At 48.4% G+C, this 26,248-nt stretch carries 25 protein-coding genes; 15 read left to right on the top strand and 10 right to left on the bottom strand.

All coding sequences use genetic code 11. The annotated features are described in order from the left end of the window. Nucleotides 1–58: 58 nt before the first annotated feature. Entirely contained in the window at nt 59–1,303 is a 1,245-nt protein-coding gene (locus J2Y43_RS24135) for an FtsX-like permease family protein (RefSeq protein WP_309988491.1), read from the bottom strand. A gap of 10 nt (nt 1,304–1,313) precedes the next feature. Further along, complete coding sequence (locus J2Y43_RS24130; RefSeq protein WP_309988494.1) at nt 1,314–1,940, bottom strand: ATP-binding cassette domain-containing protein; 627 nt, start codon at nt 1,938–1,940, stop codon at nt 1,314–1,316. A 114-nt stretch (nt 1,941–2,054) separates the two neighbouring features. Between J2Y43_RS24130 and J2Y43_RS24125 the strand changes: the two genes are divergently transcribed. From J2Y43_RS24125 to J2Y43_RS24110, 4 genes are read left to right on the top strand one after another with little or no spacing between them, the layout of a single operon-like run. After that, a complete protein-coding gene (locus tag J2Y43_RS24125) occupies nt 2,055–3,074 on the top strand; it encodes a hypothetical protein (protein WP_309988497.1) in 1,020 nt (339 codons plus the stop codon). 11 nt (nt 3,075–3,085) lie between these two features. After that, complete coding sequence (locus J2Y43_RS24120) at nt 3,086–3,799, top strand: DUF6089 family protein (protein ID WP_309988499.1); 714 nt, start codon at nt 3,086–3,088, stop codon at nt 3,797–3,799. 3 nt (nt 3,800–3,802) lie between these two features. Continuing rightward, entirely contained in the window at nt 3,803–4,345 is a 543-nt protein-coding gene (locus J2Y43_RS24115) for a DUF2911 domain-containing protein (RefSeq protein ID WP_309988501.1), read from the top strand. 26 nt (nt 4,346–4,371) lie between these two features. Beyond that, entirely contained in the window at nt 4,372–5,265 is an 894-nt protein-coding gene (locus J2Y43_RS24110) for a trypsin-like peptidase domain-containing protein (RefSeq protein WP_309988503.1), read from the top strand. Nucleotides 5,266–5,277: 12 nt separating this feature from the next. On the opposite strand, the gene J2Y43_RS24105 is transcribed toward J2Y43_RS24110, so the two are convergent. Further along, nucleotides 5,278–5,973 carry a YjjG family noncanonical pyrimidine nucleotidase gene (locus J2Y43_RS24105; RefSeq protein WP_309988506.1) on the bottom strand — a complete coding sequence of 232 codons (696 nt, stop codon included), beginning with the start codon at nt 5,971–5,973 and terminating at the stop codon, nt 5,278–5,280. Nucleotides 5,974–6,356: 383 nt separating this feature from the next. Here J2Y43_RS24105 and J2Y43_RS24100 point away from each other — a divergent pair, with 383 nt between their 5' ends. From J2Y43_RS24100 to J2Y43_RS24080, 5 genes are all read left to right on the top strand, one after another. Further along, a complete protein-coding gene (locus J2Y43_RS24100; protein ID WP_015813074.1) occupies nt 6,357–6,956 on the top strand; it encodes an RNA polymerase sigma factor in 600 nt (199 codons plus the stop codon). Continuing rightward, nucleotides 6,931–7,179 carry a hypothetical protein gene (locus tag J2Y43_RS24095; RefSeq protein WP_309988511.1) on the top strand — a complete coding sequence of 83 codons (249 nt, stop codon included), beginning with the start codon at nt 6,931–6,933 and terminating at the stop codon, nt 7,177–7,179. The genes J2Y43_RS24100 and J2Y43_RS24095 overlap by 26 nt, the downstream gene beginning before the upstream one ends. A gap of 155 nt (nt 7,180–7,334) precedes the next feature. Next, nucleotides 7,335–7,997 carry an endonuclease III gene (gene nth / locus J2Y43_RS24090; RefSeq protein WP_309988514.1) on the top strand — a complete coding sequence of 221 codons (663 nt, stop codon included), beginning with the start codon at nt 7,335–7,337 and terminating at the stop codon, nt 7,995–7,997. Nucleotides 7,998–8,068: 71 nt separating this feature from the next. Continuing rightward, nucleotides 8,069–8,926, top strand: a complete 858-nt coding sequence (locus tag J2Y43_RS24085) for an FKBP-type peptidyl-prolyl cis-trans isomerase (RefSeq protein ID WP_309988516.1) — start codon at nt 8,069–8,071, stop codon at nt 8,924–8,926. Nucleotides 8,927–9,131: 205 nt separating this feature from the next. Next, nucleotides 9,132–10,145: a hypothetical protein gene (locus tag J2Y43_RS24080; RefSeq protein ID WP_309988517.1), complete on the top strand. Its 1,014-nt coding sequence runs from the start codon at nt 9,132–9,134 to the stop codon at nt 10,143–10,145. A 102-nt stretch (nt 10,146–10,247) separates the two neighbouring features. On the opposite strand, the gene J2Y43_RS24075 is transcribed toward J2Y43_RS24080, so the two are convergent. The 4 genes from J2Y43_RS24075 to J2Y43_RS24060 are packed head-to-tail and all read right to left on the bottom strand — an operon-like array spanning nt 10,248 to nt 14,972. Further along, nucleotides 10,248–11,378, bottom strand: a complete 1,131-nt coding sequence (locus J2Y43_RS24075) for an aminotransferase class I/II-fold pyridoxal phosphate-dependent enzyme (RefSeq protein WP_309988520.1) — start codon at nt 11,376–11,378, stop codon at nt 10,248–10,250. A gap of 12 nt (nt 11,379–11,390) precedes the next feature. After that, nucleotides 11,391–11,981, bottom strand: a complete 591-nt coding sequence (locus tag J2Y43_RS24070) for an acetyltransferase (RefSeq protein ID WP_309988524.1) — start codon at nt 11,979–11,981, stop codon at nt 11,391–11,393. Further along, entirely contained in the window at nt 11,975–12,553 is a 579-nt protein-coding gene (locus J2Y43_RS24065; protein ID WP_309988526.1) for a sugar transferase, read from the bottom strand. Before J2Y43_RS24065 ends, J2Y43_RS24070 begins: the two co-directional genes overlap by 7 nt. 4 nt (nt 12,554–12,557) lie before the next feature. After that, a complete protein-coding gene (locus J2Y43_RS24060) occupies nt 12,558–14,972 on the bottom strand; it encodes a thiamine pyrophosphate-dependent enzyme (protein WP_309988530.1) in 2,415 nt (804 codons plus the stop codon). Between the two features lie 207 nt (nt 14,973–15,179). On the opposite strand from J2Y43_RS24060, the gene J2Y43_RS24055 reads away from it, so the two are divergent. After that, nucleotides 15,180–15,575, top strand: coding sequence for a DUF1573 domain-containing protein (locus J2Y43_RS24055; RefSeq protein ID WP_223400841.1), 396 nt, complete (start codon nt 15,180–15,182; stop codon nt 15,573–15,575). A 71-nt stretch (nt 15,576–15,646) separates the two neighbouring features. Here J2Y43_RS24055 and J2Y43_RS24050 read toward each other — a convergent pair whose 3' ends face one another. Continuing rightward, nucleotides 15,647–18,565 carry a putative LPS assembly protein LptD gene (locus tag J2Y43_RS24050; RefSeq protein ID WP_309988535.1) on the bottom strand — a complete coding sequence of 973 codons (2,919 nt, stop codon included), beginning with the start codon at nt 18,563–18,565 and terminating at the stop codon, nt 15,647–15,649. 75 nt (nt 18,566–18,640) lie between these two features. Here J2Y43_RS24050 and J2Y43_RS24045 point away from each other — a divergent pair, with 75 nt between their 5' ends. The 4 genes from J2Y43_RS24045 to J2Y43_RS24030 all read left to right on the top strand — a co-directional run bounded on the left by J2Y43_RS24045 (nt 18,641) and on the right by J2Y43_RS24030 (nt 23,133). After that, nucleotides 18,641–19,438 carry an N-acetylmuramoyl-L-alanine amidase gene (locus J2Y43_RS24045; RefSeq protein ID WP_309988537.1) on the top strand — a complete coding sequence of 266 codons (798 nt, stop codon included), beginning with the start codon at nt 18,641–18,643 and terminating at the stop codon, nt 19,436–19,438. Nucleotides 19,439–19,542: 104 nt separating this feature from the next. Next, nucleotides 19,543–20,508 carry an MlaD family protein gene (locus J2Y43_RS24040; RefSeq protein WP_309988540.1) on the top strand — a complete coding sequence of 322 codons (966 nt, stop codon included), beginning with the start codon at nt 19,543–19,545 and terminating at the stop codon, nt 20,506–20,508. A gap of 105 nt (nt 20,509–20,613) precedes the next feature. Then, nucleotides 20,614–22,227 carry an acyl-CoA carboxylase subunit beta gene (locus J2Y43_RS24035; protein WP_309988543.1) on the top strand — a complete coding sequence of 538 codons (1,614 nt, stop codon included), beginning with the start codon at nt 20,614–20,616 and terminating at the stop codon, nt 22,225–22,227. A 21-nt stretch (nt 22,228–22,248) separates the two neighbouring features. Further along, complete coding sequence (locus J2Y43_RS24030) at nt 22,249–23,133, top strand: NAD(P)-dependent oxidoreductase (protein WP_309988545.1); 885 nt, start codon at nt 22,249–22,251, stop codon at nt 23,131–23,133. 72 nt (nt 23,134–23,205) lie between these two features. Here the strand turns inward: J2Y43_RS24030 and J2Y43_RS24025 are convergent, their stop codons facing one another. Next, nucleotides 23,206–23,781 carry a DUF4136 domain-containing protein gene (locus J2Y43_RS24025; RefSeq protein ID WP_106595747.1) on the bottom strand — a complete coding sequence of 192 codons (576 nt, stop codon included), beginning with the start codon at nt 23,779–23,781 and terminating at the stop codon, nt 23,206–23,208. 91 nt (nt 23,782–23,872) lie between these two features. Next, complete coding sequence (gene aroB, locus J2Y43_RS24020; protein WP_309988547.1) at nt 23,873–24,907, bottom strand: 3-dehydroquinate synthase; 1,035 nt, start codon at nt 24,905–24,907, stop codon at nt 23,873–23,875. Nucleotides 24,908–25,186: 279 nt separating this feature from the next. Here aroB and J2Y43_RS24015 point away from each other — a divergent pair, with 279 nt between their 5' ends. Next, on the top strand, nt 25,187–26,245 hold the full coding sequence (locus J2Y43_RS24015; RefSeq protein WP_309988550.1) for a VOC family protein: 1,059 nt from the start codon (nt 25,187–25,189) through the stop codon (nt 26,243–26,245). Nucleotides 26,246–26,248 lie beyond the last annotated feature (3 nt).

Raw genomic sequence — 26,248 nt, 5'->3', positions numbered from 1 at the left:
CAGTATTCCAATTTTGTATTACAATGATTTGTACCGGTTTACAAATTTACACACATAATCATTCCTCCGCCAATGTCCGCGAGATATTCAGCCGGTAAATACCCAGCGACGGTAACGCAGCCGCCACTACGCCGATCGCCAGCGCACCGAAAAACAGGTAAACTTCTTCCGGCAGCAGCGCAAATTTGCCCAGCGAGTAATGAAAATCCTGCTCCGCCGATTTGGAAAACACCCACAATCCAACTCGACTGGCGATGATACCGGCAAAAAATCCGATCACAGCGAGCGATAAGCCTTCAATCAGCAACATCAGGAACAGTCTCGTGCGCGTGGCGCCCATCGAAAGCATGAGGGCCATTTCGTATTTTCTGTCTTTTAATGAGTTATATAAAGAAATAAAAACACTGACGCCCGCAATGGAAATAATGATCAGGGCCAGAGTCCGTAATGTTTCGATTCCCACTCCCAGTAATGAGAACAGCCGGTTGATCTCAATGCTGGGCAATGCAGCTTGCATGGAAGTATTGTCGTTGATTTGCCGCGGAATGGTCATCAATCCCATCGGATTACGGAACTGGATCAACGCGCTGGTTACGTCCTTGCCTTCTTCGTCGGGTTCGGGGTCAGTGTGTACCTGTCCGTCGGTATGCTCCACTTCCGCGACCGCCGGTGCTTCTGCTCCTTCGGAATGCTCGTGAATGTCCCAAACGCTTGATAGCCGGGTGATAATCAGTTGGTCCACCACCGTGCCGCTGGGCTGAAAAATGCCTACGACCTTGTATTTCTTATCCTCATGTTTCTCCCCTTCCGAATCCAGGCCGTGCGATCCCGAAAACTGGTCTCCGATTTTCAGCCTGGAATCCCGCGCCACCTTGCTGCCGATCGTCACTTCCATGGATGCATTATATAAATGTCCTTCGGCGAGTTTAGCATTAAAATGCTCGACATATTTCGGCGTCGTGCCCAGAATGCGGAAACCCTGGTAGTTGTCACCCATCGACAACGGGATAACCGTTTTCACAAACGGATTTTTCCGGAGCGCATTCACCTCGGCCAGCGGGATGTTGCCAGTAGGCGCGTCGATCTGGTAGATGCTCGAAAGGATCACCTGCAACGGGCTGCCTTTGGCCCCTACCACCATGTCGATGCCTTTCAGGTTACGCTTAAACTGTTCGTCGAGCTGTTTGTTCAGCAATAAAAGCAGGGAGATCATGCCGATGCCGAGGGTCAGCAACAATGCGCTCAAAAAGCTGTTGAGCTTCTTTTCCCGGAGATTGGCAATGCTGATCTTGAATAGGTTCATTGGGATTATTTTACAGAAAAACCTGGTTAGAAAACTCGTCTTTGAGGCGCTGGTCATGGGTAACCACCACCAGGCTTGCTCCGATCTGTGCCGACTGCTTTTTCAAAAGCTGGATCACGCGCTGGCAATTATCGTCGTCGAGGTTGGACGTGGGTTCATCGGCGAGGATGATGTTCGGGTTGTTCATCAACGACCGCGCAATGCTTACGCGCTGCTGCTCGCCCTGACTGAGCTGGTTCGTTTTTTTGGATAAATGATCCGCAAAACCCAGCTGCTCGGCCAGGTGACGGGCTTTTTGGCGATCTTCTTTCTGATTGGCCAGGTAATTGGACAGCAAAATGTTGTCCATCACCGAAAGCGAGCTCACAAAATGCGGCCGCTGATAGATAATACCAATGTTTCTGGCTCGTGTGGCGGTAATTTCCTGCGGTGTCAGGTTTTTAATGGATTTGCCCGCGATGACCACATCACCTGACTCCGGCGTCAGCAGCAGCGCCAGCAAATGCAGCAATGTAGTTTTGCCCTTACCCGACTGACCAAGAATCAGGAGCGTTTCTTTATCATTGCAATGAATATCGGGGAAGCTGAATTTTTTCTGAGCGGAATAAGAAAACCGTAGCTGGTTACTCGAAATCATTTTCTGTGGTGCTTTTTGAGTACACAATGATAAGGAAGATTTGTCGTTGAAATGGTGTTGCATCCTGAAGAAAACCAACAACTATTCTATTTTTGCAAAAAAATCGATCTGAAAATGCGTAGAAATTTCGACTTGAGAAGAGTATCCGGAGCGTTGGCTTTAACCTTGATCTTGGGGCTATTACTGTCTGGCAAAGACGTAAAAGCACAGAACAGAGGTTTCTTCGTTCCCTATTCTACGGCAGGTTTTGGTATTGGTACTTCGAGCTACTATGGTGATCTTGCACCATACCGTCGCCCGCTGGCCTCTACCTTCAAAATGATCCGCTGGAGCGTCGGCGGGAACTACACACGCCACTTTACACCGCGGCTTGCCGCACGCGCAAGCTTCATTTACGCGAGAATCGCCGGTGACGATTACGTCATGAACCGCGATTCGAGACACGTCACCAGTATTTACTATGCGCGGAATCTGCATTTCCGCAACGACCTTAAAGAATTTTCAGTTCAGGGTATTTACAAGCTGACACCCGATAACCGCAGCTATGACCGCCGCCCGCAATTGGGCTGGTACCTGTTCGCGGGTGTCGCGCTTACCGCGCACAACCCGAAAGCACTCGATTCACTCAACGGCGATTGGGTGAAACTGCAACCACTTGGCACTGAAGGCCAGGGTAACGAGGGATATGCCAAGCCCTATTCGCTGGTTCAATTTGCGATTCCACTCGGTATCGGTGTTCGCTATAAAATCAATTCTAAATTCGACATTTCGGCTGAGCTAGGCTACCGTAAAACATTCACAGATTACCTGGACGACGCGCACGGTGCATACGCCGACCCAGCGCTTTTTGCGGATAATCCAACAGCGGCATTGGTCGCAAACCGTACTACCGAGCAATTCGCCGCACGCAAGGGGACAGACAGAACCAACGATGTGCGTAAATTCATGGATGCCAACTATCCGGGTGTTTTAGCTGGCGGGGAAGATCCATTTGCTAAACTGCCTACTACGGGATTTGGAGCTCCCGGCACCGAACGCGGCAATAGTCCAACCCAAAAGGATGCATATCTTTTTGGTATGATCACCGTCCATTATATGCTGCCTTCGCAGGTTAAATGTCCTCCACTGAGATAAGACTTACCCCGTTGAAATACATTTTCAAACATTTGAATGAACGGCCGCCGTTGCGGAAATGCTTGCCGGCTGTGATGCTGGCAGGTATTTGTTTTTTTCTGGCAACCGCACAAGCACAAGCGCAGCGGATAGAGCTCGGGGCAGGTATTGGAGGGTTCAACTACCGGGGAGATATCTCGCCTACTTTTCGGTTACGTTTTTTCAAACCGGGCGGAAGTCTCTTCTTCCGGTTCAATCCGAACCAGGCATTGTCACTTCGCGCCGAAATTGCGGGAGGACTTATCGGTGCTGATGATAAAAAAAGTGACGACCCATTTCAGCAGGTCAGGAATATGTCTTTCCGCACCACGATAATCGAAGGTAGCGCGGTCGCCGAATACAATTTCCTCAATTTCCAGGATCGCCGGTTCGCAGTCAATTGGAGTCCCTATGTGTTCGGAGGGCTCGGTTTCAACAAGTTTAATCCTAATGTTCAGACCGGCTCCTACAAAACCTCCGGCCTGGTGCTCCCTTATGGCGTCGGGATCAAATACCAGATCCGTCGCCCGTGGAACATTGGACTCGAATACGGCACACGGAAAACTTTCACGGATTATCTCGACAACCTCGGCGGCGATCCTACGTCCACCGACAAATTGCAACAGGGCGATCCTTCCGTAAAAGATACCTACTTTTACGTGCGCCTGTCCGTCAGCTATACCTTCTATAAAATCTTCTGTCCCTGATTTATGAAAAGAATTCTACTGATTGTCTTTGCCTTGATCATCGTTGCATTCGCAGGCTTTTGGGGAGTCAGAAAATACACCAAATCGTTCAGTCCCGAGGCAGTGGCAGAAACCAGTCTGAATGGCGTTAATGTTAAAATCTCCTACGGACAACCCAGTAAAAAAGGCCGTATGATTTTCGGCCGGGAGCAGGACAAAGCATTGCTCCCTTACGGCAAAGTATGGCGTACCGGCGCCAACGAAGCGACGCTGATCGAATTCGAAAAAGACATCTTAATGGGCGGAAAACCGGTAAAAGCCGGCACGTATTCGCTTTTTTCAGTGCCTGGGCAGAGCACCTGGAAAATCATCCTGAACGCTGAGACCGGGCAATGGGGTACAGATTACAACGATGGCAAGAATGTCATGAATGTGGAAGTCCCGATCAGGATCCGTCCGTCGGTCCAGGAAGTGTTCCAAATCTATTTTGAAGAAATCCCCAATGGTGCCAACATGGTCCTGAGCTGGGACCAGACCGAGGCACTTGTTCCCTTTACCCACCCTTAGTTCGATACGGCTTCGGCCAGTTTTTTATGTTTGTTGATGCTATTGAAAAAATAGATCAGTTTACCCGTCCGGTTCACTTTATCATCCGTTATTACGCAGGGAGCGACATTGTTCCGGGTACTGCCACACTGTTTTTTGTAAATGAAGACGGCTTCGCGGTCACGTGCAGGCACGTAGCGCGACAAATCCTTCATGCCAACAGCATTTACGAAAACTACCTGAAATTTAAAGGGGAGCTTCGTAAATTCGAGAAAGATCCGGGCCTCTCCACACAGCGCAATTTGCTGGAAACGAAATACAAAATCGCACCGGACAGCCCGATTCGCATACTTTTCAATTTCATACATTGCGTGTCGGCATACAAAGGACTCACGATCCATCTGCATCCGACGCAGGATCTGGCCATTATTCAATTCCGGAATTACGAATCGAAGCAATACCAGTCACATGCCCAATTCCTGAAAGATTCGAGGATGGTGAAACAGGGTCGCTATTTATGCCGGCTGGGTTATCCGTTTCCCGAGTTCACTAATTACCGGTATAACAAGCATACCGGGGATATTGAATGGACAACCGAAGGGAAGGTCAAGACTCCAAGCTTTCCAATCGACGGCATTATTACCCGCCATATCGGCGACAACAGCGAGGTTGTCGGCATCGAAATGAGTACGCCGGGGCTACGCGGCCAAAGTGGCGGGCCGTTGTTTGACCAGAACGGCATCATTTATGGTATGCAAAGCTCCACGCGCCATCTGCACCTCGGCTTCGACCAGGTCAATCGCGAGGTAACCATCGACGGCCACCGCAAGCGGGTTTCCAATTATCCGTTCCTGAACGTCGGGCAATGCGTACATGTAGACGTGATCAAGCAATTCTTAAAAGAAAAACACATCCGTTACTACGAAGCAGATCCAAACTGACGGTCTGCCTCATTACAAGACAAGCATTAGCTCTTCGAGCCTCTTTATATTATAGGTAGGCGATTCGTCGAACTGCAAACCCGCCGGATTGAGGTACACCGTATCCATCCCTACTTGCTTTGCGCCGAGAATATCCGCGATCCAGTTATCGCCTACCATCAGACTGTCCTCCGCGGTGGTTTGCGCGAGTTCCAATGCAAATTCGAAAATACGGCGATCCGGCTTTTTGGCGCTGGCTGTTTCAAACGTCACTACATGATCGAAGAAATGGCCGATCTCCGAACTGGCGATCTTCCTCGCCTGGATTTCGTTGAAACCATTTGTGATAATGTGCATTCCATAGCCCGCCGCCGAAACGTAGTTCAGCAAATCGAGCGCACCTTCCAGCAAATGCTTTTTGGTAGGCAGCGAAGTAAGGTACAACTCACCGATCTCGGCATGCTCGGGCGGGCATTCCGCGCCGAGTTCCTCGAAAACCATCCTGAAACGATTCTCACGTATATAGCTATGGTGCAACTGTCCCCTATCGAACGCATCCCACAAAGCTGTATTAATTTTAAGGAAAGAGCCCACAAATGCTTCCAGGGACGGAATGCCGTAGCGGCTAAGCTGGTGGTGGTGGAAAATTTCTTCCAGGGATTCGGACGAATTTCTTTCAAAATCCCAAAGTGTGTGATCCAAATCGAAGAAGATATGCTTGTATTTCATATCTGGTAAAAATTCAATTTTTATAAGAAAAGTGAAATTACGATGTCCGGTCGAAAAATACAGGATCCGACATACGAAAATCGATCTAACTCGACGCGCGCATCGTAGATTATTTATTAAATACTATTATTTATTCTAATATGTCTACGACCTGGTGACAACGAACGCAATGCATCTAAAACATGCACAACTTGTTAACATCTGTTAACGGGAAATAATTTTTCTGCAAAAAGGAACTCAAACATTTGCAAATTATTTTCCAAATCCATTTCTTTGATTCGTATAATTCGAAATACCGAAAAGTCACATCTAATTTTTCACCAAACCAGAAAGGAGAAACAATATCGATCAACTGCTCTACGTTAACTAAATCGAATAGTAAAATGGAGAAAGTCCAAGTTAGCGACAGTGAGTTGGTAACATTGTATATCCGGGGCAATGAGAAGGCTTTCGAAAAGCTTGTTCAACGCCATAAGTCGAGAATATACACCACTATTTATCTGATTGTCAAGGATCAATATGTAGCCGAAGATTTATTACAGGATACATTTATAAAAGCTGTTGACACAATTAAAGGTGGTAGATATAACGACGAAGGTAAGTTCCTACCATGGATTATACGTATCGCACACAACCTCGCCATTGATTATTTCAGACGCGATAAACGCTACCCCAATGTAGTGTTCGAAGATGGGAGCAGTGTTTTCAACACGCTGGATTTTTCGGAAGATTCCGTTGAGTCGATCCAGATTCGTCAGGAAACACATGAGCAGCTGCGGGAGATGATCCAGCGGTTGCCCGACGTGCAGAAGCAAGTTCTGATCATGCGCCACTACGAGGACATGAGTTTTCAGGAAATTGCAGACGCCACGGGTGTGAGTATTAATACGGCATTGGGTAGAATGCGTTACGCGTTGATAAACCTGCGTAAGCAATTTAACCAACGTGCCCCACAGTATGACAAAAACCTTTACCTACGATGATGTTGTAAGGTATTTATATGCCGAAACAACTGAGAATGAAAATGAACAGATTGTTGAGGCGCTCGCTCTTGACGACAACCTGATGAACTTTTATCTCGATTCCCTGGAAATCCAGAATCAGATGAACAAGATCACTCGGACTCCCTCCGAGAACGTGATTTCAGAAGTTTTCAGATACTCGCGAAAATTCTCTTCTAAAAGATCTGCTGCACTCTTGTACTAGGACGAGTCGGCAGATTTTTTTGTTTCCAGCTATCGGTGCGGTAGCTGGAAATTGTCATTATTTTTAAGATTCAGAACGGAGCCCCGTTACTCGGCTCCCGTTCTCAGTAGATTTCTGTGTGGGAGCTCCTTCCTTCATAGGACCATGACCTTGTTATGCAAAAAAAAGAACGTTATAAACATTTCCTGGATTATTTCACCCAGAATTTCCCGGAGCCAGAAACCGAACTGCATTATTCCAATCCGTATGAGCTGCTAGTGGCGGTGGTGCTATCGGCGCAATGTACCGACAAGCGTGTGAATATGGTCACACCAAAGCTTTTCGAGCGTTTCCCGGACCCCGAGTCGCTCGCTGCATCCGATTCGGAGGAAGTATTCACTTATATCAGGTCCATTTCCTACCCCAACAACAAAGCCAAGCACCTGGTAGGCCTGGGAAGGATGCTGGTCGAACAGTTTCACTCCGAGGTGCCATCTACTGTGGAAGACTTGCAAAAGTTACCGGGCGTGGGTCGCAAAACTGCCAACGTAATTGCCTCGGTGATTTTCAGCATGCCGGCTATGGCGGTTGATACACATGTGTTCAGGGTGTCGCGCAGGCTGGGCCTGGTACCGCTTACCGCCAAGACGCCGTTGGCAGTGGAAAAGGAATTGGTGGCGCATATCCCCAAGCATTTGATTCACAAAGCCCATCATTGGCTGATCTTACACGGGCGCTACGTGTGTACCGCGCGCAACCCGCAGTGCTTCCAGTGCCCCCTGTCGCCATTTTGCAAATACTTTGAAAAAAATGTAAAAATCGACGTTTTTCACTCGTGATTACAACCAATTTCAACATACCAGGGTCTCCCTGAAAACTAAAACAATCCCATTAATTACTTAGAAAAGAAATGAAGCGTATTAACCTGGTATGGTGTGTACTACTGACGATGGCGATCGGGGTCTCATCTTGTATGAAAGATGTGTCGAGCAGGGACGAAGAGAAAATCGCCGAAAATGAAGCAGCTATCCAAGCAGCATTGCAGGCCGACAGCCTTGGCTCAAAAGCGGTGAGGGATTCTACCGGCTATTACTATATTATCAGAAAGTCTAATCCAAGCGGTCTAAAAGCGCAGATCGGCGATGCCGCAACGATCAAATACACCGGATATACGCTGAACGGGACAAAAGTCATCTCTTCTACTGAGGACAACAAGACAGAATTCTCTTTCCCTGTTAATGGAGGTGTGTATTGGCCAGGCATTGAGTTGGGAATTTTCAAATTGAAAACCGGTGAACAGGCGACACTGTATCTACCGTTCTACCTGGCATCGGGCGCCGTGGATAGAGTGAATATCCCTGCCTATACGCCCATTCGCCTCGAGGTTGAATTTATTAAAACTCGTACCGAATTGCAGCAGATTGACGACTTTATTACGAAGAAAGGGTACACAGTATCTGAAAGAACTCCTGACAACCTCGTGATTGTCAGAGCCAACACTGTGACCGGTGACACAATCGGCATAGGAAAATCGGTGAATGTAAAATATGTAGGAAGGCTGCTCGACGACACAAAGTTCGATGAAAATACAAGCAGTTTCATCACAGGTAGCCCAAACACGATTCCTGGATTCGATAGGGCGATTAGAAAAATGAAAAAGGGTGAAAAAGCAGTCATTATATTCCCTTCCAAACTAGGTTATGGTAAAAACTGGACCAAGTCTATTTTACCATATTCTCCGCTTCAATTTGAAATTGAGATTCAATAATCAATGCGAAACCACGTAAAAGGATTGTCTTTCTAGGCGGTCCTTTTTTATTGCTCAATCATTAATATATACTCCGAATAAAGTACGAAACTGTTCTATTATTTAGCTATTGACAAAGAAAATAAATTCAAAGTTTGTAGAATTAATTGTGAGGTAATTATTTTTTGTATACTTTTGGTTACAAACCAATTAACAAACACATTCTATGAAGAAATTATCTTTTTCAGTTCTAATGCTATTTGCATTGTCGTGTGAGAGTCCATCATCTATGGATCCGGGAGTTCCTGAGAGCAAACAGGAAGTCAATGAAAGTTCCCTGAAAGTTGTCAATGGTACTTTCTCATTTGAGACAGTAGATGAATTTGAAGCTACTGTCAAAAAAATCGGCTCCATGAGTAGCCAAGAATATTCACTTTGGCAAAAATCTCACGATGTAAAGACATTATATTCAGAGTATTTATTATTGCCACCTAGTGCATCGTTACAACAAGTCGCAAAAACTCGTCCCCACCTCATTACTCTTAATGAGAACACAAATGCTTACGAGTTAAATAGTGTCAACTCCAACTATGCAAAAATTACTAATGAAAAAGGCTTAGTTATTATTAATAATGCAACTTATCAATTCTCCGCAACCGAAGTAAAATGCATTAAAGGAATTGATCAAAACGCGGCAAGTACACTGCTAACCTCCAAGCGGGAAGAATATCAAGCAAACAGCATCAAGTTTTCCTCGGTTGAAGAAGGCTTTAAGCCGAGTAGAAATGCAAAAGTGGGCCCGTGGGAAAAAGAGCAGCGGGGCAACGCCATTACAGATATGAAAGGCTGGGACGGCGATTATTATCTTAAATCTTGGCTCGTTTGCCGATATTATTGGATTCCTAATCCCTGGTTTCCCGGTATGGATCGGGGCATGATGGCGATTGAAGTTTCAGGAAAATATTACAGAGAAAAAGGTTGGGGTCCTGATGAAGAACGCACGCCACAGCAGTATAGTACAACTTGGTCATTTGAATTATCCGATGGTCTAGCAAATTTCGGAACATATTATCCGCACTCAGGAACTTGGACAGAAAGTGGAATACCTAGCTTCGCCAAAGTTTTATACGACGGCATTCCCTGCGACATTCGAAATCTCAATATTCCCGTTACAGCTACGGATTTTAATAAAAATGGAAACAGTGTCACGTCCACTACAACCTTTGTCGTCACAAACTAATTTTGTCTACCGATAAGCTGGTATCAATATTTAAATTCGAGGCAAACTTATGTTGATTTAAATAAGCTTGCCTCGAATTTTTATTAATTAAGGTAGCTCGTATTAACGTAAATTGCTTGCAATTATATTACATATATAATCTATATCAGCTTCCCACAAGGTAGTGCCAGAAGGAAGACATATACCTTTCTCAAACAGCTCTTTCGATATATTGTTGCCAAAATATTTGTGTTCACAATATAAAGGTTGAAGATGCATTGGCTTCCAAATCGACCTCGATTCAATTCGATTCTTATTCAATTCATTAAGGATATTGTTTGCACTTTTTTGATAAGTTGGTGATTTACTAATTTTCAAAGCCGTCAGCCATCTATTACTAAACACACCAATCGGTTCCTTTTGAAAATTTATTTCTTGCAGCTTGTCCAGGTGTCCTGAATAAAACTGAAAATTAGCCCGTCGCTGCCTAACCCTCTCATCAACCACTTCCAACTGCCCCCGCCCAATACCCGCACAAATGTTGCTCATTCGATAGTTGTAGCCAACCGTCTGATGCTCGTAATGCAATACCGGTTCACGCGCCTGCGTTGCCAAAAACCGGGCCCTTTCAATGTATTTTACATTATCCGACAGCATTGCACCGCCTCCCGATGTGGTAATGATTTTGTTCCCATTAAAAGACAGGATCCCGATATCACCGAAAGTTCCTGCCTTCCTACCTTGATACTCTGAGCCCAAGGCCTCCGCCGCGTCCTCAATCAAATAGATTTCATATTTTTTACACAAATACAAAATTTCCCGAAGCATGGCCGGCATACCGTACAAATGCACGACGATTACGGCTTTCGGCTTTTTACCAATACTTAAATAGTGCCTAATCGCGTCTTCCAGCGCATTAGGGCACATATTCCAGGTGACGGACTCACTATCGATGAAAACCGGCGTTGCGCCTACGTACATGATCGGATTTGCCGTAGCTACGAATGTGAGCGACTGGCAAAGGACAATATCTTCCGGGCCGACACCGAGTGCCAGCAATGCGAGATGCAATGCCGCCGTTCCCGATGATACGGACAGCGCATGCCTGCTGCCGGTATATTGGCATAGTTCTTCCTCAAATGCATCGATATTCGGCCCGACGGGCGCGATCCAGTTGCTATCAAATGCTTCCTCGATGTATTTCATCTCACGCCCGCTCATATGTGGGGGCGACAGGTATATTTTGTATTTCATAGTGTGTTTATATCAATAAATGATTCTCGCAGGATTACCAACCACCTTCACATAATTGGGAACATCCCGCACCACCACGGAACCAGCGCCGATCACACATTCCCTACCGATTTCCACACCCGGTAGTACCACGCTACCTGCACCTACAAGCGTGCATTCCCCTACGCGCACACCCCCGCACAAAACAGCGCCCGGGCCTACATGCGCAGAATCGCCGACAATGCATTCATGTTCGACAATAGCGGCGGTATTGACAATCACGTGATCTCCTATCCAACAATCGGCTTGTATGACTGCCCTATGCACCACGACTACGCCTTGTCCCAGGCGTACCGAGTGATCGACTATCGCAGTGGGGTGAATAGCTGTTCCAAAAGAATGCGCGACTTTCCCGGCAATCTGCCGGCGCATGAAATTGTTGCCAACGGCGATAATCAACTTTTCATTTTGCATCAGCACTGGGTTATAAGCTACCGGAACGGTCGGACCAGGCCATTTCACATTTTTCCAATCATCGTCGAACAGGGCCAAAACCTGTTCTCCACATGCTGAAAGTATACTTGCTACTACCTTCGCATGCCCGCCTGCGCCGTAGATCAGCATGGCGCATTACCTTTAAATGGTGAAGTATCGACCACGGAACCCACAGTTTTACGCATGAGCAGGAGCCCCGCAGCGGTCTCAAAAATAATCCTGGCATCGAGCATCAGCGAAAGGTTTTTCACATAATGCAGGTCGAACTCAAACTTTTCGTCCCAACTCAGCCTGTTTCTTCCATTGATTTGCGCCAAGCCGGTCATACCCGGTTTCACGGAATGCCGTAAACGTTGCTCAGCATTGTAAAGCGGCAGATATTCCGGCAACAGGGGTCTTGGCCCCACAATGCTCATATCGCCCCGCAGTACGTTCCAGAACTGCGGCAACTCGTCGACCGACGATTTCCGAAGCAATTTGCCGAGTCCGCTAACCGGCCGCCCGTCGCTATGCATAGTCCTGAGTTTCAGGATCACGAATAACCGCGCATGCAGTCCCGGCCTGATTTGCACAAAGAACGGATCTCCTTTAAAATACACCCACAACACGGGCAGCAACACAACAAAAAACGGCAACGAGGTTATCAACCCTGTTGCCGCCAGTAAAATGTCTAAAATTCTTTTTCCTTTTGAACGATACATGAGATCATACGTTAAACAGCTCCGGATATTTATCTGGGGCCGCTTCTCGCATGATGTTGTAAACAGTTTCAAAAATGTCGTCCATATTCGGTTTCGAGAAATAATCGCCGTCCGAGCCATAAGGTGGGCGGTGGTCTTTCGCTGCGATGGTTACCGGCGCCGAATCGAGCCAGCGGTAAGCCTGCTGCCTTTCCAAAACCTGCTGCATCATAAAACCTGACGCACTTCCGGGTAAATCCTCATCGGCGAAAATTACCCGGTTCGTCTTTTTAATGGACTCCACTATCCGGTTGTCGACATCGAATGGCAACAAAGTCTGCACGTCAATGACTTCAACTTCAATTCCTGAACTCTGCAATTGAGAAGCGGCCTCCATTACTATACGACACATTGAGCCATAGGTAACAATAGTGAGGTCATTTCCTTCTCTTAAAATTTCAGGTTGGCCTAGCGGAATGTAATAATCGCCCACATTATCGGGCATAGTCTCTTTCTGACGATACGAATTCAGCGGCTCTACGATCAATGCGGGGTCATCGCCCTTCATCAATGTATTGTAAAAACCTGCCGCCTGGGTGAAATTCCGCGGAACAACCACATGCAAGCCACGCAAGCTGCTGAGCATAGTCCCCATCGGTGAACCCGAATGCCATATACCTTCGAGGCGATGCCCCCTCGTCCGGATAATCAGCGGGGCACGCTGGCCGCCGGCTGTTCTATACCGGAGAGATGCCAGATCGTCCGTAAGCGTCGCCAATGCATAATAGATATAATCGAAATACTGAATTTCAACGATCGGCCGCAGGCCGCGCATTGCCATGCCTATTCCCTGGCCAATGATTGTCGTTTCACGGATACCCGTGTCGGTAATACGAATCTCTCCGTATTTTTCCTGCAAGCCGGCAAAGCCCTGGTTCACGTCGCCGATAAAACCAATGTCCTCGCCCAATGCCACCACGCGCGGGTCTTTTTCAAACAGCGCGTCAAAGTAGGTCCGTATCACTTCACGCCCGTCAACAACTGGACTATTCTCCGAATACACGGGACTTACCGGCTCCACGAGCATCGGGGAGTAGCGTGTTTCGCTGTATAAATGGGTATTGAAGCGTTCTTTATTGGCATTCAAATTATCCCTCAGAAATGCCTGCAAAGCCAATTTCTCCGCATTTTCTTCTCTACCAACAAGCCTCAGCACCTTGCGCACCGTCGCGATCATATCGCGGCGAACAGGCAGGTACGTCTTTTGCAATTCGAGAATCGCATTATTTATTTCCGCGGTAGAAGTACTTGCCTTGGCTACATCCTGCAAAAGCCGGATCGTCTCGGTATATTCCTTATCCAGTTCCCTCCGGTATGCCTGCCAGGCTTCGTTACGTTCGCCGAGCGCCTTTTCTTTCGCCTCTGCTTCGATCTGTTCCAGCTCCTCGTCGGTGGCGTAGCCGTTTTTCAATATCCAGTCACGAAAACGCACATTGCAATCGTGTTCGCGCTCCCATGCCAACCGCTGCTTCGACTTGTAGCGCTCGTGCGAGCCTGAAGTGGAATGCCCTTGCGGCTGAGTGAGTTCAGTAACATGTACCAGCACCGGCACATGTTGTTCCCTGCTGATCTTCGCGGCCTTTTGATAAGCCTCCACCAACGCAGGGTAGTCCCACCCATTTACAACCAGGATTTCGATGCCATCACCGTCCTCATTGCGTTGCAATCCGGCCAATGCTTTCGAAATACTACTTTTAGTAGTCTGATACTCAACAGGAACTGAAATTCCATAGCCGTCGTCCCAAACTGAAACGATCAGCGGTATCTGCAACACGCCCGCCGCATTCATCGCCTCCCAGAACATCCCCTGAGACGTAGAAGCGTCACCGATCGTCGCAAATACAACCTCATTTCCATCGTGGGAAAACGTGGTCATATCGTGCAGGTCGGTATTCTCGCGGTATAATTTGGAAGCATATCCAAGGCCTACCGAGCGAGGGATCTGCCCGGCGGTGGAAGAAATATCACAAACGGAATTGTACAATTTAGTCTGATCGAGCCAGTCGCCATTTTCATCTATCCAACGGGTAGAAAAGTGCCCATTCATGGAGCGTCCGCCTGTGTTTGGCTCATGTTCGAGGTCAGCGTGGGCGTACATTTGGGCAAAAAATTGCTGCCAGGTTAGATTCCCGACAGCCGCTTCAATCGTCTGGTCCCGATAATATCCCGAGCGAAAATCTCCCGGTTGAAAAACTTTGGAAAGTGCAATTTGTGCTACTTCCTTTCCATCTCCAAAAATCCCGAATTTAGAACGGCCGCCCATTGTATCCTTCCTCCCCAGCAAACTTACCTGACGACTTTCGCAAGCTAAGCGGTAATCGTCGATAATATTCTCCTTACTCAAAACACTGGAACCGGTCAAACTATCATTTTGAAGCATAAGCAAAAATCACGGGTTTTAATCCGTAAGTTAAATTACGTTTTTTTGAATGCAAGCCAAAATTATGCAGGAAAATAATAACCACGGCATCGGAACGCCTACTTTTGGGGCATTGTTAATATTGGTTAATGATTATTATATTTAGCTTTTTAAGCGTTAATCTTGTTTAACAGTAAGTTTTTCACCACTTAAAGTATAGTTACAACTATGAAAGTATTCTTTTCAGCGCTGGTTTTAATCCTCGGGCTGACCACCGTAAGTTTCGCACAGAAAGGTGTTCTGAAATTCAAAGAAGAGACACACAAATTCGGTAAAGTACCACAAGGCACTCCCGTTACGCACGAGTTTGTATTCACCAATACAGGTTCAGATCCCGTGATCCTTTCTAACGTAACCGTTTCATGCGGATGTACTACACCTGTATGGTCCAAAGACCCTGTTCTTCCAGGTAAAACCGGTTCAGTAAAAGCTACTTTCAACGCTGCTGCGGCTGGTCCTTTCAACAAGCCTGTAACCGTTTTCAGCAACACAGAAGGTGGTTCAATTACCCTTTACCTGAACGGAGAAGTGGTTCCGAAGGCCGCTAAGCCTGCTTCCAAATAAGCATTATCCGCAAGCATTGCAGTGGCCGTTCCAATGGGACGGCCATTTTTGTTTTAATACAAACCCACTGATTAATAGGCCGCTCTGTCGTAGAATGACCGGCGGCGGGTCACTTTCAGGTCTTGCAGGATGGCCGACTTTACTTTCAAAGTGAAGGAATAGTTGCTCGCGCGGGCTGCGCTGCCGGCAAACGGCGTCCAGTTAAAGCTCATATCCCAGCAATGCAGGTCGCGCGTGAGGCCCAGCTGTGTGATGGTAGGCTCGAAAGCTACGAAGTCGAAACCGGTGCTAAGGGTCACTTTCAGGTTTTTGGACAAGCTCAGATCGCCCGTGGCCTGGATCGCCTGGATAATCTGCGCTTTTGACAAGCCCGGTTTCGTAAGCCCGAAGTTATAGTTCAGCGAAACGTTCCAGGGGATATTGAAATCTACGTACAACTCGGGGTTTTGTGCGATAAACTCCTTGGCCTCCTGCTTGGCTTTGGCATTTGGGTCATTGGGATTCGTCGTTTGCGCATTCTTGGTATTGGTGTTGGAAGAACTGCTTTTGGGTGAAAAACTGGTCCCCAATGTAAACCCTAAACTCTGCAAATTAGCAAGGCCCTGCCCCGACGTGATCGCATATTTATTCACTTTTGTCCCAACCTGATTACCGATGATATTGGGGTTCGCCACGTAGGTGTACGGGTCGAGGTTCATATTGAAGTTCAGGTTCAGGTTCCGCCCGATCCGCGCGTTGGCATTGATGGTAATATTCGATAAATTCAGTGAGTCGGCCAGCAGGTTATAGCTACCTCCCAAACTCAGGTTATCGAGCAACGAAACCTTCTCGAACTGCTGCGCCGCGGTATCGCTCTTGCTTTTGAGCTTCATTTCAAATGAGTTGTTTAAACTAAATGAAATGACACTCGATGCCCGCCCGTTACTCACACCCGATCCTACCCCTCGGAATTTGGACAACGAAAGCTCACGCACATTACCTTTCTTGTCTTCGACCTGGATGTTTTGATAAAAACCGAATGCATCTCCCGAGAAATCAGGCGTGTAGGTAAAGGACACCGAAGGAATTACCGTGTGGCGGATAGCCTCCAGACGCTTCCCGCCAAAGAAGAACGTCCCATAGAAACGCGTGTTCATCCCCGCACCGAAGTTATAGGAATACTCCGTGCCGACCTTTTTAAGGGTGTCGATCCGGATCGAATCGCGCCCTGTTTTGGTGTAACGGTATTGCTTGGTGAACACCTCGCCTGACAGCGACATGCTGGGGGTGATATTCACAAAACGCAGGACTTTGAAGTTGGGTAGCGAGATCGGAAGGCTGTACCGGCCCGTAAACTGCGCATCTTTGAGCATGTCCGGCAGGTTGTCCAGGTTGAAAGCTACAATCTTGGTCTTTTTAAGGCGGGTCGTATCGATTTTCGCATCCGTGATCACGAAGCCAAGGCTGCTGTAAGACGTGTCGATGGCCGTCAATGCATTGGCAAGGGCATAATTACCGTTGAAATCCAGACCCAGACGGAAGCTCTCGTACCAACGCCCGCGGCCGCCCTTTAATGCGAATGGGGCAATCTGGTTCACTCCAAAACTAAAATCGGTAGAAACGTTCGTCTTGCCATTTTCACGCTTCTGGGTAGTAGGGTTTATCTGCCCGAAGTTCTGGTTCACGCGCAAGGATCCCGCCGCACGCATGTATTGCCCGAACGTGCGGTTGTACTGCACTGAAGAACTGGCGACGTTGGATGTATATTTGTTTACATTAAATTCCTGCTGCTGGTTATATGTATTGCTGCTGACGTTCACATTCGCAGAAAACGTCGAGTTACCCCTTGCCTTCGGCGCATGCGACCATACGATACTGAAATCGTTGGTGACCCCGAGGCCGAACGACCTTTGGACCTCGTCACTGGATTTGTTCCTGTTGAAACGCAGCGAAAGGTTACCCGAATACTGGTAGCGTTTGATATAGCTCGACGTGAGCCCCAACCCCCAGCTGCTGTTGGAGTAAATCTGACCTGTAACAATCGCATTGACATACTCGCTGATCGCGAAGTAGTAACCGCCGTCGCGCAGGTAAAAACCACGACCATTCGGTTCTTCCCCATAGGTCGGGATGATGACGCCGCTCGTTCCGTTTTCCTTCTTTTTCGGAAACGGGAAAAAACCGAACGGCAGGCCTATCGGCAATGGCACATCGCTGATGACAAGGTTAAAAGGCCCCGAAATCACCTGCTTCTTGTTCACCATCTTGATTTTCGGCGCATTAATGAAATAATGCGGGTGGGTAAGATTACAGGTCGTGTAAATGGAATGCCTGATGTAGAAATTGCCTTCCGTATCTTTCTTTACCTTATCTCCCCGGATGTTTCCATCGCCCTCCTGGGTAACGATCCCCTGGATCAGGGCCTTTTTGGATTTGAAATTGTAGCGTATCTCTTTGGTATTATACGTCTCCGGTCCATCCTGAAAGATCGGCTCGCCGGCCATTTTTTTTGCCGTTGAATCATAAGTCCCGATCGCATAAACTTCGTTGGTAATCCAGTTGAGACGGATGTAATTCGCTTTGAGATTGATGGTCCCGTAGTTCACTTCCGCATTGCCATACAAATGGACCTGCTTCAAAACTGCGTCCATGATGGTGGAATCTTCGGCGGTATATTCTACGGTATTTTCAAGATCGTCGGGATTTTTGAGAGAGTCGGCGGCTGTGGAATCCGCGGCTAACCCTTTGCCGGTCAACGTACTATCGCCCCCAACGCCCCCTCTCGGAATGGACGCACCGGGTTGACCGGCGCGGGAAGTGTCCGCACCTGCTTGCTTTTGCACTGTAAGAAGGGAATCCGCTGATTGCTTTGCAGAAGCCGAACTTTTAAGCTTACCCTGATTTTTCCCGGAACCCTTGGAGCGTTGCTGCACACATGCCACAGTGCTGAACAGGAGAAACGCCGCAACTACCGACGATATAATAATCGCCTTTCTTTTCAGTTCTAACAATTAGCGTATTTTTGCATAACGAATTTCAAAATTAGCAGAGAAACCCCTTTCGCGTAAGGCCCCAACTAAAAAATAATGTTAAAACTTCTTAAATTAGTAATTGTAGCAAGTTTTCTGCTGGCGAGCGTCGCCTTTGTTTTTCAGCAAGAACCGGTTGCAGCGAAGTCGGGAAGCAAGGTTAATACAGTTGTAATCGACGCCGGCCACGGCGGCAAAGACCCCGGCACCAGGGGCAAATACACCAAGGAAAAAGATGTAGCATTGGCCGTAGCATTGGAGCTCGGCAAGAAGATCAAGGAAGAAACGCCGGACGTCAAAGTGCTCTACACGCGCTCTACCGATGTGTTCATCGAACTCGGCGAGCGGTCCGCATTCGCCAACCGCAACAACGCCGACCTTTTCATTTCCATCCATTGCAATGCCACGCCCCGTTCCAGAAGCGTAAGAGGTACCGAAACCTTCGTAATGGGTTTGCACAAAACCGAGGGTAACCTGGAAGTAGCGAAACGCGAGAACTCGGTAATCTTGCAGGAAACCAACTACAAGCAGAAATATAAAGGGTTCGACCCCGATTCGCCGCTCGCGCACATTATGCTCGCGAACTATCAGAGCGCATTCATTTCCAGCAGTTTAAAGCTAGCCGACCTGATCGAGAAAAAATTCCAGTCGATCTCCGAGCGGGACAGCCGCGGGGTGAAACAGGCGGGATTCCTCGTGTTATGGCGTTGCGCAATGCCCAGCGTGCTGATCGAAACCGGCTTCCTTTCCTCCCCCGATGAAGAGGAATACCTGAGCTCCGAAGCCGGACAGGAAGAGGTCGCCAAATGCATTCATTCGGCATTTATGGCGTACAAAAAAGATATGGACCGGTAGCTCAACGGTCACATATTGCTTTGATTTGTCAAAACAATTTTTGATACTTTGGTGTTAATACCGCTTAACCTGCCGCTGCTGCGAGCAGGACAAACCAATAGTCCATGAAAATATCAAGAGAAGCAAAAGTCGGAGCCATGGCACTTTTCGCCATTATCATGCTGTATTTCGGCTTCCACATCCTCAAAGGCTCCGACGTTTTTTCCAGAACATATAAATACCACGTCGTTTACGACAATATCGACGGACTAACCGCTTCCAACCCCGTTTTGCTCAATGGCTTGAACGTGGGCCGCGTGCAGGAGATCAAACTGCTTCAAAACCGCGGGAACCAGTTGCTGGTAACCATCGATGTGCAAAAAGGCATTCTATTACCTCAGGGAACAGGGGCGATACTCGCGGATGGCGGCCTTCTCGGAGGCAAGGTGATCCACCTCGCAATGGGTACCGGCGCCGCGATGAAAGAGGGCGACACACTTGTTGCCAAAAAAGAGTCGGGTATTTCCGCTGTTTTGCAGGAAAAAGCATTGCCGCTCGTCTCCCACGCCGATTCCCTCATTAAGAACCTCGACCTCGTCGTGGGCGGCTTCCAGGAGACAGGTTTGATTTTGAATCAGGTTCTGAAAAACTATAACCAGACGGGCACCAGCCTGCAAGGTCTTTTAGCCGAAAACCGCTCAAACCTGCTGGCCATGACTTCAAATCTGAACAAGCTCACTACTTCACTCGTCGAGACAGAAAAGGAATTGAAGCCATTGCTCGCCAAAACCGGCACGCTGGCCGACTCGCTGAATGCATTGCGCCTGGGCGAAACCGTGACAAGCGCACGTAAAACCATTGAAGAACTGCACACCCTACTCGCAAGCGTCGAATCGGGCAAAGGCACCGCCGGCAAACTCGTAAAGGACGAGGCCTTGTACAACAACCTCAACCGCACGATGATCAGCATGAACAAGCTGCTCACCAACTTCCGCGAGCATCCGAAGCGTTATATCCATGTTTCTGTCTTTGGTAAAAAAGATAAGGGACCTGCCGAGTCGCCGCTGGATACGGCCACTACCATTAAATAGGGCCTCGCATTTTTAAATTAATATGAAAGTCGTTTGCTTACCGGTGAACGACTTTTTACATTTGAAATAAGCCCATTTCAATTACTCACACCATTCTTCATCATCATGACCAGCCAGGAAAACCTACCACACCTCATCGAAATCCTCAACCAGAAATACGAGCAGGTAAAGCTCGGCGGCGGTAAGAAAAAAATCGAAGCGCAGCATCAGAAGGGCAAACTCACGGCCCGCGAAAGGATCGATTACCTGATCGACCCAGGATCGCATTTCCTCGAAATCGGTGCATTTGTAGGCGATGGAATGTATGAAGAAGAAGGCGGCTGCCCGTCGGGCGGCGTGGTGACGGGTATCGGGTATGTTTCAGGAAAACAATGCATGATCGTCGCCAACGACGCCACGGTGAAAGCCGGTGCGTGGTTCCCGATAGCGGCCAAAAAGAACTTGCGTGCCCAGGAAATCGCGATGCAAAACCGCCTGCCGGTGATTTACCTCGTGGATAGCGCGGGCGTGTTTCTGCCGATGCAGGCGGAAGTATTTGCCGATAAGGAACATTTCGGCCGCATTTTCAGGAACAATGCACAAATGTCGGCCATGGGCATTGTGCAGATTTCGGCCATTATGGGTGCCTGTGTCGCAGGCGGGGCCTATTTGCCGATCATGTCCGACGAAGCATTCATTGTGGAAGGCACCGGTTCGGTGTTTTTGGCGGGGCCTTATTTGGTCAAATCATCCATCGGCGAAGATATTGACGCGGAATCGCTCGGCGGTGCCGCCATGCATTGCGAAATCTCCGGCGTTACCGACAACAAATTTCCCGACGATAAATCCTGCCTGGATGCGATTAAAAGGCATATTGATAAAATAGGTAAGCCCCAATCTGCCGGCTTCGACCACAAAAGCCCTGAATTACCAACGCGCCAGCCTCAGGAAATATACAATCTCCTCCCTACTGATCGCCTGAAACCTTACGATGTACTACCCATTCTGGAATGCATTGTGGATAACTCGGAGCTGGATGAGTATAAACCTGATTACGGCAAAACCCTCATATGCGCCTATGCACGCGTGGACGGCTGGGCGGTAGGGATCGTGGCCAACCAGCGTAAAATGGTGCGGTCGGGCAAAGGCGAAATGCAAATGGGCGGCGTGATCTACGCCGAGGCGGCCGACAAAGCGGCCCGGTTTATCATGAATTGCAACCAGAAAAAGATCCCGCTCGTTTTCTTCCACGACGTTACCGGCTTTATGGTCGGTAGTCGCGCGGAACAGGGCGGAATTATCAAGGATGGTGCTAAAATGGTGAATGCGGTGGCAAACTCGGTGGTACCCAAGTTTACATTCATTATCGGGAACTCGTATGGCGCGGGGAACTATGCCATGTGCGGCAAAGCCTACGATCCGCGGCTGATATTCGCCTGGCCAACAGCCCAAATGGCGGTGATGAGCGGCGCCACTGCGGCACGGACATTGCTGCAAGTACAAACGGCCACCTTGAAAGCCAAAGGCCAGACGATCACTCCCGAGGCTGAAAAGGAATTGCTGAGTCAGATTACCGACCGCTACAACGAGGAATTATCCCCTTACTACGCCGCTGCACGCCTCTGGGTCGACGGCATTATCGATCCCGCGGAAACGCGGCGTATTATCTCGGCGGGTATCACAGCCGCCGACCAGGCGCCCATTGAGAAACCATTCAATGTAGGGGTCATTCAAGTTTAATTGTAATCTAAACCTGTTATTATGTCTGAAAAAATAGCGTTTCTCGGACTCGGGAACCTTGGTACTCCTATCGCTGAAAGCCTGCTCGAAGCGGGTTATGAATTGGTCGTTTGGAACAGAACGGCTTCCAAAGCAGAACCGTTGACCAAACTCGGCGCGACCGTCGTTGAAAACGCGATCGACGCCATTACGCCCGGCGGGCTGGTATTTTCGGTATTAGCAGACGACGCAGCTGTCGAAGAGCTATTCTCCATGGAGCTCGTCGAAAAACTCGGAAAAGACGGCGTGCACATTTCCATGAGCACCATTTCGCCTGAAACCTCGCGCCAGCTCGCGCAGGTACACGAGTGGTACGGTGCGCATTACGTGGGCGCGCCCATATTCGCCCGGCCGGAAGCCGTGCGCGCGAAGGTGGGAAACATCTGCCTTTCGGGTAATGCAGCCGCCAAAGAGCGCATTAAGCCCATTGTACAAAGTTTTGTAAAAGGTGTTTTCGATTTTGGAGACGATCCCGGAGCAGCGAATGTGATCAAGCTCGCCGGCAACTTCATGATCGCGTGCAGCCTCGAAATGATGGGCGAAGCATTCACCATGGCCGAAAAAAATGGCATTTCAAGACAAAGCATTTACGAAATGCTGACATCGACCTTGTTTGCAGCGCCTATTTTCCAGAACTACGGTAAAATTGTAGCCCAGCACGCCTACGAGCCCGTTGCATTCCGCTACCCACTCGGGTTGAAGGACATTAACCTGACCCTTCAAACAGCCTCGGACGTAAATGCACCGATGCCTTTCGCGGATATTATTAAAAATCGCTTCATTTCCGGTCTTGCCAAAGGCCGCGAAAACCTGGATTGGGGCGCTTTGGCACTTGGAGCGTCGGACGACGCCGGTCTGACGAAGTAGCCACAAAAAAGCCGATCCCGCGTGTCCCTGACAGAGCACACGAGATCGGTTTTTTCTCTTTTCACTTAAAAACTATCGCCCAACCTGCTCGCTGTAACGCCGCGGGTCGTACCCTTTCGCAAACAGCGGATATTGGTCAAAAATGCGCCTTACAACGCTCCGGTAATGGTTATTGGAACCTTCCGTTCCTTTAAATATCCCCGAAGCATAACCTCTCCAAACCACCTGGTCGCTCTCCGCATCAATCAGTGAAACGATCAGCGTCCCTTTGTCGAGCGCATATTTAATCGGTTCATAGCGGAATCCCTCATTCTCCGTATCTACCCAGTTCTTGATCACCGGCTGCATGTAGCCCTGGTAACGCAGGTTATCATAGAAAATACCATAATTCACCAGCAGCGTAGGCTTTTCGGCAGTGAGCTTGTAGCCTCTTACCTGCATCTGGCGACGGATCGCCTCATAAATTTCGGTGCAAAGATTATTGGTATCCCTCTCACATTCCAGAAACGTATAAGAAGAGTAATCTTTAAAATTGGTTTCGTAGCTGTAATCATGCTCCACAAACACTTTCCGGCCACTGGAACACCCTGCAATCACGACTACGAGCAGTAAAGCAGCATAAATAGAAATAGACCTCAGCATAAGCATTTAAATTTGTCAGGTTGTGAATTAAGATATATCAAGAATGTATTTTGAATACTCCTCTTACACTACCAATAGCTTATGCCGCACTGTAAATCTATCCCAAATAATAAGCTATTGATCTGCGCATTTCAGTTGCCGTTACTACGATATCAAAGGCACATTGCCCGGCCCCTTTCAGCAATGAAAACCTGATTTCCTTCCCTTTGTTTTTCTTATCCTGCCGCGTCAGCGCGATGATCTCCTCGATATCCTCCGGCTTGATCTTCACTTTCCCATACGTCGCGAACAGGAACTCTTCAATATTTGTCAGCGTCTGCTGATCGATCATTTTCCGCTCAAACGACAGATATGCCTCCATAATCATCCCCACTGCAATGGCTTCCCCATGGAAAAGCCGCTCCTTGGGGCCCTTATTCAAAAAGCACGTCTCCACCGCATGGCCAAGTGTGTGCCCGAAATTCAGGATCTTCCGCAAACCTTTCTCCGTAGGGTCCTGGTCCACCACCTGCTGCTTGATCTTCACCGAATGCGCGATGAGGTCCGGCCATTGCTGCGCTTCAAAATCTTTCGCCCTGATTTCCTCCCATTTTGCACCGTCGGCGATCAGGCAATGCTTGATAATCTCCGCAAACCCTGAGCGTATTTCCCGCTCCGGCAAAGTCTTCAAAAACACCGGGTCGATGAGCACGCTTTTCGGGATATTGAAAACACCCAAATGGTTTTTAAAACCCTGAAAGTCAATCCCCAATTTTCCTCCCACGCTCGCATCCACCTGTGAAAGCAAAGTCGTCGGAACCTGGATAAAATCTATTCCACGCTTGTACACCGCGGCACAGAAACCACCCATGTCTCCGATCACCCCGCCGCCCACATTGATTACTAATGCATGCCGGTCGAGCTCGTCCTTGGTCATGGCCTCCCAGATTTTCTCGCAAGTCGCCAATGTCTTGTGCGCCTCGCCGCTGGGAACGGTAACAACACTATGTTTTGGCAAAAACGCCTTCAAAATCGGATAACAATGCCTTTTGGTGTTGTTATCGGCTATTACTACAATTTTTGAATACTGTTTTGAACTCAAAAAATCCGGTAGGCTCTCGCCTATCGGTGCAATTACTACTGACTGGTTCATTCTAGACTATCATTGAGACGGGCTCATCACAGATACGATGAGTGCAACCAAATGGATGCGTTGATTTCCAGGTTTTTAAAATAAAATTTTGGAAAACCATTTTAAAGATAGCAATTATTATGCTTATCAAATAATCATTTAGTTTTTGTATCCCGAGAAATTTTTCCACAGGTCGCATTCCCAGTTCAAATGCCTGTGCCACGGCTCGTTTGCTTTTTATTTCGTAAAATTGCCGCTTCGTTAAGATTATCCACCTTTATCCTCATATAACCTCAACAAATGAGTGCTCCGCTGATCTCTGGAATTCAACAGGTAGGAATTGGTTGTCAGAACGTGCCAGAAACCTGGAAATGGTACCGGCAAGTGCTGGGCTTCGACGTACCCATATTCGATGAAAAAGCCGATGCCCCGCTCATGACGCCCTATACCGGCGGCAAAGTGCAATCGCGGCAGGCGGCGCTGGTGATCAATATGGCAGGCGGCGGCGGACTGGAAATATGGTCGTTCACGAGCCGCGTTTCGCAGCCTGCGAATTTCAAAGTCGAGCTCGGCGACCTGGGTATCAATGCGATCCGTTTCAAAGCCCCGGACGTCAAAAAAGCGCACGAGTGGGTGAAAAGCCATTCCAAAGAAGCCACCGGCCCACTCTCTAAGCTGCCCGAAGGTGAAGGTTTCTGGGGAACCGATCCATACGGTAATGTTTTCCAGGTCACCAGCGATGCTACCTGGTTCCAGACCAAAGGCAAAAACGTGGGAGGCGTTGCCGGTGTCGTGATCGGCGTTTCCGATATCGATAAGGCAGCCGTTTTTTACCAAAACCTGCTTCAACCACTGCATGTCGTTTACGACAAAACAGGTGTTTTCGAAGACCTGCCAACGTCCATTCCCGGCCAGCGCTTCCGCAGAATGCTCCTTCGTAAGAATTTCACACCCGACGGCGCGTTCAGCCGCCTGCTCGGCGACGTGCAGATCGAGCTTGTGCAAGCCCTCGACCGCACGCCTAAAAAGATATTCGAAAACCGCTATTGGGGTGATTGCGGCTACATTCACCTGTGTTTCGACACATTGGATATGGACGCTCTGAAAACCAAGTTGCAAGCGCAAGGTTATCCATTCACCATCGACAGCGAAAGCTCATTCGGCATGGAAAATGCCGCAGGCCGCTTCGCCTATCTCGAAGATCCCGACGGCACGCTGATTGAACTCGTGGAAACACACAAAGTACCAATTCTGAAAAAGCTGGGCTGGTTCCTGGATTTGCAAAAACGGGGACTGAGAAAGCCGTTGCCGAACTGGATGTTGAAGGCAATGGGGTTGAATAAAGTGAAAGACAAATAGTAC

The organism is Dyadobacter sp. BE31, from assembly GCF_031457695.1.
Classification (GTDB): domain Bacteria; phylum Bacteroidota; class Bacteroidia; order Cytophagales; family Spirosomataceae; genus Dyadobacter.
This window is presented reverse-complemented; position numbering and strand designations above follow the sequence as displayed.

Excerpts from the sequence above, each read along its gene's own strand:
- J2Y43_RS24075 (WP_309988520.1), bottom strand. The coding sequence starts at position 11,378 with ATGAAATACAAAATATACCTGTCGCCCCCACATATGAGCGGGCGTGAG.
- J2Y43_RS24045 (WP_309988537.1), top strand. The coding sequence starts at position 18,641 with ATGTTAAAACTTCTTAAATTAGTAATTGTAGCAAGTTTTCTGCTGGCG.
- J2Y43_RS24015 (WP_309988550.1), top strand. The coding sequence starts at position 25,187 with ATGAGTGCTCCGCTGATCTCTGGAATTCAACAGGTAGGAATTGGTTGT.
- J2Y43_RS24135 (WP_309988491.1), bottom strand. The coding sequence starts at position 1,303 with ATGAACCTATTCAAGATCAGCATTGCCAATCTCCGGGAAAAGAAGCTC.
- J2Y43_RS24125 (WP_309988497.1), top strand. The coding sequence starts at position 2,055 with ATGCGTAGAAATTTCGACTTGAGAAGAGTATCCGGAGCGTTGGCTTTA.
- nth (WP_309988514.1), top strand. The coding sequence starts at position 7,335 with ATGCAAAAAAAAGAACGTTATAAACATTTCCTGGATTATTTCACCCAG.
- J2Y43_RS24095 (WP_309988511.1), top strand. The coding sequence starts at position 6,931 with ATGACAAAAACCTTTACCTACGATGATGTTGTAAGGTATTTATATGCC.
- J2Y43_RS24085 (WP_309988516.1), top strand. The coding sequence starts at position 8,069 with ATGAAGCGTATTAACCTGGTATGGTGTGTACTACTGACGATGGCGATC.
- J2Y43_RS24105 (WP_309988506.1), bottom strand. The coding sequence starts at position 5,973 with ATGAAATACAAGCATATCTTCTTCGATTTGGATCACACACTTTGGGAT.
- J2Y43_RS24065 (WP_309988526.1), bottom strand. The coding sequence starts at position 12,553 with ATGTATCGTTCAAAAGGAAAAAGAATTTTAGACATTTTACTGGCGGCA.
- J2Y43_RS24110 (WP_309988503.1), top strand. The coding sequence starts at position 4,372 with ATGTTTGTTGATGCTATTGAAAAAATAGATCAGTTTACCCGTCCGGTT.
- J2Y43_RS24035 (WP_309988543.1), top strand. The coding sequence starts at position 20,614 with ATGACCAGCCAGGAAAACCTACCACACCTCATCGAAATCCTCAACCAG.
- J2Y43_RS24115 (WP_309988501.1), top strand. The coding sequence starts at position 3,803 with ATGAAAAGAATTCTACTGATTGTCTTTGCCTTGATCATCGTTGCATTC.
- J2Y43_RS24130 (WP_309988494.1), bottom strand. The coding sequence starts at position 1,940 with ATGATTTCGAGTAACCAGCTACGGTTTTCTTATTCCGCTCAGAAAAAA.
- J2Y43_RS24025 (WP_106595747.1), bottom strand. The coding sequence starts at position 23,781 with ATGCTTATGCTGAGGTCTATTTCTATTTATGCTGCTTTACTGCTCGTA.
- J2Y43_RS24030 (WP_309988545.1), top strand. The coding sequence starts at position 22,249 with ATGTCTGAAAAAATAGCGTTTCTCGGACTCGGGAACCTTGGTACTCCT.
- J2Y43_RS24040 (WP_309988540.1), top strand. The coding sequence starts at position 19,543 with ATGAAAATATCAAGAGAAGCAAAAGTCGGAGCCATGGCACTTTTCGCC.
- J2Y43_RS24100 (WP_015813074.1), top strand. The coding sequence starts at position 6,357 with ATGGAGAAAGTCCAAGTTAGCGACAGTGAGTTGGTAACATTGTATATC.
- J2Y43_RS24070 (WP_309988524.1), bottom strand. The coding sequence starts at position 11,981 with ATGCTGATCTACGGCGCAGGCGGGCATGCGAAGGTAGTAGCAAGTATA.
- J2Y43_RS24080 (WP_309988517.1), top strand. The coding sequence starts at position 9,132 with ATGAAGAAATTATCTTTTTCAGTTCTAATGCTATTTGCATTGTCGTGT.
- J2Y43_RS24060 (WP_309988530.1), bottom strand. The coding sequence starts at position 14,972 with ATGCTTCAAAATGATAGTTTGACCGGTTCCAGTGTTTTGAGTAAGGAG.
- J2Y43_RS24055 (WP_223400841.1), top strand. The coding sequence starts at position 15,180 with ATGAAAGTATTCTTTTCAGCGCTGGTTTTAATCCTCGGGCTGACCACC.
- aroB (WP_309988547.1), bottom strand. The coding sequence starts at position 24,907 with ATGAACCAGTCAGTAGTAATTGCACCGATAGGCGAGAGCCTACCGGAT.